Consider the following 7,013-nt stretch of genomic DNA (forward strand, 5'->3'; position numbering starts at 1 on the left):
GACGCTGAAGGCGCATCTGGCCGATCTGCCCCCGCGAACGCCCGTCGAAATCTGGTTCCAGGACGAAGCCCGCATCGGCCAGAAGAACGGCCTCGTGCGACAATGGGCGCGGCGTGGAACGCGTCCGCGTCAGCCCGCTGATCAGCGCTACGCAAACGCTTATCTCTTTGGCGCAATCTGTCCGGCGAAGGGCAAGGGCGCGGCGCTGGCGCTCCCCTACGTCGACACCGAAATGATGCAGCTCCATCTCGACGAAATCTCGCGCCATGTCGAAAAGGGCGCACACGCCGTCCTGCTGCTCGACCGCGCCGGCTGGCACACGACGGCAAAGCTCGTCATGCCCAAAAACATCACGCCGATCCTGTTGCCGTCGCGCGCGCCAGAGCTGAACCCGGTCGAGAACGTCTGGCAGTATCTGCGTCAGAACTGGCTCTCCAACCGCGTCTTCGAGAACTACGACGCTATCATCGACGCCGCCTGCGACGCATGGCGAAAGCTCACCGATCAGCCAAAGACCATTGCTTCAATCGGAATGCGCGACTGGGCGCATATAGGTCAGGCGTTATGACCGTTGGTATTAGCCGCCGAACGCCTGCATGGCGACGACAGAGCTGGCCTCGCAAATTCGGACAGTAGCTTGAGTGGATTTTCTGCCTGACCGCGGCGAGGATTCTCGTTGCGAATCAGGAGCATTGGATGACCAAGCGACGCCGTCGGACGCATTCTCCGGCGTTCAAAGCGAAAGTGGCCTTGGCCGCGATCAAGGGTGAAAAGACGCTGGCTATGCCGACAGGGTGATGACTACCGGGTTCCTGTGCCTGCGACGTTCTGATCAGAAGATCGGCATCCCTCGGCAAACGGTCCATAAATTTGTCGAGCCATTCCCAACAAGGGCAATCGAACGGCAACGAACGTCGCAACGACTGCAAAATATCCCCTCAACCTCGCGGAGCCGACCAAAGGCTGGCTCGAATCGTGGACTGGGTAAGGAATGATCCTGAAACTGGGGAGCGTTCCAGAAAGCGCAGCCATTGCTCGCGCCATATGCTGTTCGGATGTGATCAACAGCAAAGGCCCGGTTACGCCGCGACGCTCAACCCAGCATTGGGCGTCACGCGCGTTCTGGAGCGTATTGTTCGCATGCTCGCCCAACTCCACGCAGCATTGGACGAGTTGCCGTAGGTCTACAATCTCGGGATTTCGAGTCGAGAACTGATTGACGAAATTGGCCAGCAAGATGCCAGCACCCGCATTTACCCCGGAAATATAGAGGCGAGGCACGTCTTTGGCTTCTAGGAGACGGAGACCGGCGTCCACCCGCTCGAACTGGCCTGTGAATATTACGGCCGCAGATGCGCTGCGCACTGTCTTCCGGGACGGTAAGCTAAAAGCGTCGAAGGCCATAAAACTGACGGCCACGACGGCAATTATTCCGCCAGCCAAAATGCGAGGCGTGGCCCGCAGCAGTAATTTCAATGGACCGTTAGCACCATGTCGTCTTTGCAACCAACGCTCCATCCACAATTCGGGCATGAGCTGTCCTAGGCGTGACGGACAGTTTATCTCTGCCCCTTTCAATATATGCAAATTAATCGTACGCACGAGCCCAACATACAGTGGGCGAGCGTGAGAAGCCGCAGCGCGACGATCAGACGAAGAGAGAAGGCAGCAGATATCGTCGTCCCCGTTGCTTTTCAAGCAAATCAAGGTGCGGCAGAGCACGTCGGGGTTTCTTGCTCTCATCGCAACAGTTTTCCATCCAGAACGTCGGTGAGTTGCCTGTGAGCGCCGGACGTAAACTCCTCAGTGCGAGTTTTCTGGCGCCCAGCCTTCCGGGGCATTCCTTGGAAGGCTGGGCCAAGCGATCCAACTTTGGGAACTCGTCATGATCCTGAAACTACATCGTCAGGGCGTCTCCGTGCGCCAACTAGGCATTCACCGCAATACGGCGCACGCGCATCGCCGCCGGGCTGACTGCGGCCAGCTACAGAACCCGGCCGCCGTGCAAACGTCTTTTCGCTTCTTTCGAGACCTACTTACGGGAAGCCTTGCGGCCTGTTCCGGATTGACCGGACGCCGTGTCAACAACGGCGACAGATTATGCCAGATGGCGCCGCAAAAGGGCGCTATGATCCTCACCTCAAATCGCGGCTTTGCGGAACGGGGCGAAATCTCGTTGCGACGGCGCTTTGAGATGTGTAGGCAGGATCCGCCACTGACGCCGCAATCGGCGCGCGCGTATGAGGGCGTGCATTCGGCGCTCGTTGATCAGGTCGGCGGCTTCCCTGCTGCGGAGTCTGCTTTCCGATCTCGTTCGCGATCACGTCTTTGCCGCCGCCCGCGCGCATGATGATGACAACACGACCGTGCCGTTGGACGCGACCCCAGCATTCGAATTGGCCTAACCGATCTTCTCGAGCCGCTCTTCGTCTCCTGGCGCGGGGTTCGGCATTATCGCGCTTAAGCCGCCGCGCCGATCACAACCGGCGTTTGCGGCCCACCTGCCCCTGCGCTAAATAAAGCGTCATTGGTCCGCGCCGCCGACCACCTTAGCGAGACCCGGCTTGCCCTTCAATTACGCAATAATCAAGTTTCTTGCTTCGCCCACTGTGCTCTTGCTGTTTATCGGCGCCCTCGGCGCGGCGCTTACATTCACGCGCAATTACTCTCGTTGGGGCCGGTGGATAGCATCGGCGACATTTTTGCTGCTGGCGCTCGCGGCCTTCGGGCCCCTCGGCCACCTGCTCGCGGCGCCGCTTGAGTCGCGGTTCCCGCCGCCACCCGATGACATGATTCTTCCAGACGGCATTATCGTACTTGGAGGCGCGGCCGGAGAAAATCAGAGTGGTCTACGCGGCCATTTGACGTTCAACGAATCGGCCGAGCGCCTGACCATGCCTATTGAACTCAAGCGCCAATTTCCGAACGCTCGCCTTGTCTTCACCTCGCATGCACGCGAGACGATGCAGGTGCGAGATTTTTGGAAGCGCGTGGGTCTGGATCAAGGCGACGTGCTATATGAAGAAAATTCCAATGATACGTACGAAAATGCCGTCTTCACCAAAGACCTTGTCAAGCCAAAGCCGGGAGAGCGTTGGTTGCTCGTCACCTCGGCGACACACATGCCCCGTTCCGTTGGCGTATTCCGCCATATTGGCTTTCCTGTCATTGCTTATCCCGTTGACTACCGCACGTCGAGAGAGGCCGGGAAGTGGCATCGACCGGCGTCCCCTTCCAAGGGCCTGGGACTCGTCGAGACCGCGGCTCACGAATGGATTGGTTTAATCGCCTATCGCCTCTCTGGAAAGACCGACACGCTTGTTCCATCGCCATAGCGCTTACATCAAGCTACTGTTCGGACTTGCGAGGCCCGGCATGCCCGGCCGCAATTGAGCGACGCAATCGTTTGAAAACTTCAATACCAATTCGACGCAAATAGAGCCACGCCAAGAAGTCCGGCTTCACGTTATAATACACTCGCCGCATATACTTTGCCGGTGGGAAGAGGAGCCCAGCAAGAAAGCTTAGCTTGTTGCCTGCGCCTTCTACCGCCATGAAATTAGCGTAGTATTGATACGTTACTGATCCATTTAAAAAGCGCGAAGCTTTCCCACCCTGCCCTTGTTCAATAAGCGCCTTTCGCATTTGCTCCGGAACGGAGGTGTGGAAACAAGCGATAGATTGCTCAATGGCTTCTGAGCAGATTTCCCGAAGACCTTTTTCTGATGCCATATGTACAAAGCGGTCTTGCTGAAATTGCGTTAATTTGCTCATAAGAAGGTGAATATCATAGAGCCAAATTAGGCGATCTCCGCCATAATACTCAACGTCGTTGACGAAATAAGGAGCTTGCTTGTGGGCAGCTCTGTGCATGCAAGCAATAAGTATTGCATCGACGTGGTCAACCGCAAAGGCGTGCGAGCTTAGCATTGGCAGCGGTTTGGCCACAGAAAACAATTCGTTGTAAGAAAAGAGCTTGGACAATACGACGGCATTGCTGATTCGCCAATGAATATCCAACTGGTGTTCGCCGAGATTTGGGTCCTGGAGTGTGTAGACCGCAGTTTGGCTAACGAATTCTCCTCTTTGACCAAATTCGCACGCAAAGCCGAGGCCTTCAAGTGCTTCGCAAACTTGATTGCGGGCGTCATCCGGAATGAGTAGGTCGGTATCGCCCCGAGTTCGCAAAGATGGAGAAGGGTAGACATCATAGGCCAGCGCGGTCCCCTTGAACAATATCGGGCGCACGCCAATCTCGGAGAGTCGGGACAGAGCGCGCTTCAAAATAGCCTGGCGGCCCACCTCTCTCACGGTTTGGGCAACAGTCGCATTTCGGCATGAATCTAATATATCTTTCGGCCAGGAAGATCTCCTCTCGCCTGACATTTGCATGCTTCGGTGGAGCAGCGGCTGGACTCCATGATAGGCGCTTCTAATAAGAAAACGCGCCACATCTTCGCCGTCGCCTTGGATGGGCCAAGGAGGATCATCGCCACGGACAGCCGCGCAGATAAGTTCGTCAATAGCCGACATTAGAGGCTCCGCAGAGAGTTTTGTCCCAGGTCGCTGGTCATGACCTCTCGGCCTTTCTGGTTCGGCGCGTTCGAAAGTTTAATGCAAAGTCGCGCTCTGATCGAGGTGGCAAAGCCAAGATTAAGCCGGGAGAACTGGTTGGGTTCGAGCGCCATTGGAGACATTCCGGCTTGGAAATCAAAGAACCAGGGTGTTGCACTTTGCGTCAGTGTCCAACCCGGCCCCCCAACGTCAGCATGATATCAAGTAACTGTGCGTACGGCCGCGCAACAGAGCCCCCGACCCAGGTCATGATACCCGGTGATATCAGCATCACTGAAAGTATAAATATAGCAAGGTGTACACGAACTGCCTCCATGCTTTTGTCGGCACTCATATATCTGATCAGGAGTAAGAAGGAAGGAAAGGATGTCACGGCGAACACCCTTGTGCCATCTGCAGTAATTGATGTTGCTAGCGCGGGTAGCACAATAGCGCCACTGGCTATTAAGGCACGAGTAGCACGGCCACCAATGAAAATCATGTATAAAACTAATATCCACGAAGCTGAAAACCAGCTATAAATCTGAACTGGCCAAGCTTGCAAGAAGCCCCTTAATGAGAGACGTAGCCAACCGATAACAAGGCTAGCTCTCGTGTGAACGTCAACGTTATTGTGTAGATACCATAACTGCAGAATGGCTCGCGCAAATAACATAGACAATACCGATAAGCATATTATCTTGATAAACTCCCTGTCGATAGCGTATGCGCATATCGCTAAAGCAGCAAGCGCAACCAGACCCTGTTCGACGTTCGTAAAACCAAACAAAAGCCCTGAAAGAACGGCTCCACGCCAGTTTCTATCGAAGAGAAGAAGCATGGAGGCTGCAAACATCCAAATGTCGTAATGACCAATTTTGCCAATGGCCACCACCCCAGCCCCGGACCCACAAAGTGCGATCCAAATAAATTGCCGCGTCGAAGCTTCAAGAAACTGGCGTTGAACAAGGCGCCAGGCTAAATAGAAAATGACGCAAACCAAAATAATATGTAGGATACACCATTCAAATTCTGTGTGTGCTCCAACGTAATGGGCAATAATAGGGCTAATGATGGAAAGACCCTTGTAATCAGCCAGCGGCGTCGGGAAGGCTTCGGCTATTGCAATTACATCGCCATCTGCGCCGTAGTCAAATCCAATCCCTGACCTGAAAACAAAAATCAAGATAATGATCAAGAATGAGACATGTGGATCTTGCTTTATAATCCACCGAGCCGCCTGGAGAGGTGGAATGTTGCTTAAGTTATAAAAGTCGGGCAAGGGTTTTGTCCCATTGTTGGCGACTTGCGATGTCTCGGCCTCATAGCCATTGAAATATCGTATATGCCTTATCTTGTGCTTTAACCTTTAAACAAAGCCCTTGCGCTGTGGTTCTCGGGGATGTCCCGAAGAATGTTGAAAATGGAGGAGCGGCGTTGCTCGCCTTGAGCCGTTAGGCTCGGGGTGCTGATTCCACGAAAGGAAAGCGACGCCATGCAGGAACATACCACATCGACGGCGATTCCCACGCATGCGCTGAAAGCCGAAGCGCTGGCGAGCATGTCGGCGAGCTTCGAGCGGTTCTGCCTTGCCGCCGGGGTCGAGGCGTTGAACGAGATGATGGAGCAGGATGCGGCGGCGGTCTGCGGCGAGCGTCACGAGCGGGGCGAACGGCGCAAGGCGCATCGCTGGGTGCTGATTGAACGAAGCCGCTGATCGCGGCGGGTGCGGCGATGTCTGGTGATTGGCCTCCTGTCTGAGAGGATTTGGGTGTTGCAGCCCACTCTCAAACAGGAGGTTTCCAGATGGCCGAGATGAGCCCTCTGCGCCGTCGCATGCTCGAGGACATGACCTGTACAAGTTGATATTTGATCTGACAGACGGCATGAGTTGGCCAGACTGGGTCGTTTACGCCAAGCCTCCCTTCGGCGGCCCCGAGCAGGTCCTTGCCTATCTCGCCCGCTACACGCATCGCGCGGCGATCGCCAACTCAAGGCTCGTAGCCATCAGCGACGACGAGATCGCGTTCACCTACAAGGACTATCGGCGCAACGGGCGCCGGAAGATCATGCGGCTTAAGCCGGAGGAGTTCATGCGCCGCTTTCTGCTGCATGTCCTCCCCGGCGGCTTCCATCGCATTCGTCACTACGGCCTCCTGGCCAGGGGAGACCGCGCCGAAAGACTCGAACTCTGCCGCAAGCTCGCCGCCGCAAATCATCCTGTCGAAGAACCGACTGCCCCCGCCTGCGAGGACGCGCCCACCGCCAAAATCGGCGCCGCCTCGCTGTGTCCCGACTGCGGCGCGCTCATGCGCCGCATCCGCGTCACGCCGCCCTTCAGACCGCGCCCCTTTCACTGTGACACGTCATGAGTTCCGCAATCGCTTTCGCCCGCATCAGCCTTGGTCCTCTCGTTGCGCTTCACGCCGACGAGGCGAAGGCTCACGTCGCCAGCGCGA

Annotated in this window: 6 protein-coding genes and 1 pseudogene; 4 read left to right on the forward strand and 3 right to left on the reverse strand. The window is 56.0% G+C overall.

Features of this window, described 5'->3' with window-relative positions; translation table 11 throughout:
* On the forward strand, positions 1-568 hold a 568-nt coding region (locus tag IYY11_RS00205; RefSeq protein WP_196402284.1), incomplete at its 5' end, for an IS630 family transposase.
* Positions 569-801: 233 nt separating this feature from the next.
* Here the strand turns inward: IYY11_RS00205 and IYY11_RS00210 are convergent.
* Entirely contained in the window at positions 802-1,533 is a 732-nt protein-coding gene (locus tag IYY11_RS00210) for a YdcF family protein (RefSeq protein ID WP_196402285.1), read from the reverse strand.
* A gap of 1,031 nt (positions 1,534-2,564) precedes the next feature.
* On the opposite strand from IYY11_RS00210, the gene IYY11_RS00215 reads away from it, so the two are divergent.
* Complete coding sequence (locus IYY11_RS00215; RefSeq protein WP_196402286.1) at positions 2,565-3,335, forward strand: YdcF family protein; 771 nt, start codon at positions 2,565-2,567, stop codon at positions 3,333-3,335.
* Positions 3,336-3,348: 13 nt separating this feature from the next.
* On the opposite strand, the gene IYY11_RS00220 is transcribed toward IYY11_RS00215, so the two are convergent.
* Together IYY11_RS00220 and IYY11_RS00225 are read right to left on the reverse strand one after the other, a co-directional pair.
* Complete coding sequence (locus IYY11_RS00220; protein WP_196402287.1) at positions 3,349-4,533, reverse strand: nucleotidyltransferase family protein; 1,185 nt, start codon at positions 4,531-4,533, stop codon at positions 3,349-3,351.
* Positions 4,534-4,738: 205 nt separating this feature from the next.
* Complete coding sequence (locus IYY11_RS00225) at positions 4,739-5,836, reverse strand: hypothetical protein (RefSeq protein ID WP_196402288.1); 1,098 nt, start codon at positions 5,834-5,836, stop codon at positions 4,739-4,741.
* A 213-nt stretch (positions 5,837-6,049) separates the two neighbouring features.
* Here IYY11_RS00225 and IYY11_RS00230 point away from each other — a divergent pair, with 213 nt between their 5' ends.
* Positions 6,050-6,271, forward strand: a complete 222-nt coding sequence (locus IYY11_RS00230) for a hypothetical protein (protein ID WP_196402289.1) — start codon at positions 6,050-6,052, stop codon at positions 6,269-6,271.
* Positions 6,272-6,452: 181 nt separating this feature from the next.
* Positions 6,453-6,762, forward strand: a pseudogene (locus IYY11_RS00235) (transposase); the annotation flags it as partial.
* Between the last annotated feature and the right edge of the window lie 251 nt (positions 6,763-7,013).

The organism is Methylocystis sp. H62, from assembly GCF_015709515.1.
Classification (GTDB): Bacteria; Pseudomonadota; Alphaproteobacteria; order Rhizobiales; family Beijerinckiaceae; genus Methylocystis.

Excerpts from the sequence above, each read along its gene's own strand:
- IYY11_RS00210 (WP_196402285.1), bottom strand. The coding sequence starts at position 1,533 with ATGCCCGAATTGTGGATGGAGCGTTGGTTGCAAAGACGACATGGTGCT.
- IYY11_RS00230 (WP_196402289.1), top strand. The coding sequence starts at position 6,050 with ATGCAGGAACATACCACATCGACGGCGATTCCCACGCATGCGCTGAAA.
- IYY11_RS00220 (WP_196402287.1), bottom strand. The coding sequence starts at position 4,533 with ATGTCGGCTATTGACGAACTTATCTGCGCGGCTGTCCGTGGCGATGAT.